General features: G+C 40.1%; 1 protein-coding gene. It reads right to left on the bottom strand.

From position 1 onward, the window contains the following. Positions 1-175: 175 nt before the first annotated feature. Complete coding sequence (locus tag CIK87_RS09805) at positions 176-556, bottom strand: hypothetical protein (RefSeq protein ID WP_094387022.1); 381 nt, start codon at positions 554-556, stop codon at positions 176-178. Between the last annotated feature and the right edge of the window lie 302 nt (positions 557-858).

Genomic DNA, 858 nt, shown 5'->3' on the forward strand with positions numbered 1-858 from the left:
TTATTTACAAACTTTATGTCACAGTTTCGCATCGGAGTATATTCTTTTTTTCGTGGTAAAGTTAGTAAATATTTATAAATCAAGCATATACAAAGCTGTTTTTCTAATGGCGGTCATTAGAAAATGACAAGAAACTTTTTCTAATGACCGATTTGGGTTTATGTGATAATAGCGGTCAAGCGAACGGGAGGTCGTAGGAATTGTCTCCATACACTCCTTTTAAAAAAGCCGCAAACTCTTTTGAGTAGCGGGTTCCTTCTGCCTTTAGGTTATAAGAGTCGGAGAAGTATCGATTATTCTGCTTGTCATACCATCTGCGTCTTCTGACAATTAAATCAACGCCTTTGTCGCGTATTGGGAAGTCACGTATAGTTGCGGCGTCACAGAACCCTTTGGATTCAATCTCTGTATTCTCTTTATATTCAGCCTTAACCGATTCGTCAAGATAGATGCGAATAAGGGATGCCTCTTCTTCTACACGTACTACTTCAAAACTTGAAAGTATCTCTGATGGCAGAATTAACTGTGCCAATGATAAGAGTTCTTGATTATTCATGGTACAAAGGTATAAATAATCTATAGAACCAAAGAAGTATCCCCATGGTTTATCGGGTGAGCCGAATTGGCTCTATTAACCTGAGTTCAGGATAAGTGACCGTCTTTTTTCTTGCTATGCCAGGTTTAGGATGGTTACCAACAATCATCTTCTTCTTTGCCAAAAATGACACATATACCAACGAAAAGAGCCTCAGTCACTGTCGTGACCAAGGCTCTTCGTGAAAAAGGGCGGCTACCTACTCTCCCGCATTGCATTGCAGTACCATCGGCGCAAGTGGGCTTAACTTCTCTGTTCGGAAT

Source organism: Prevotella sp. P5-64, from assembly GCF_002251285.1.
Taxonomy (GTDB): domain Bacteria; phylum Bacteroidota; class Bacteroidia; order Bacteroidales; family Bacteroidaceae; genus Prevotella.

What these genes read in the sequence shown, in the direction of transcription:
- CIK87_RS09805 (WP_094387022.1), bottom strand. Translation starts at nt 556, where the DNA reads ATGAATAATCAAGAACTCTTATCATTGGCACAGTTAATTCTGCCATCA.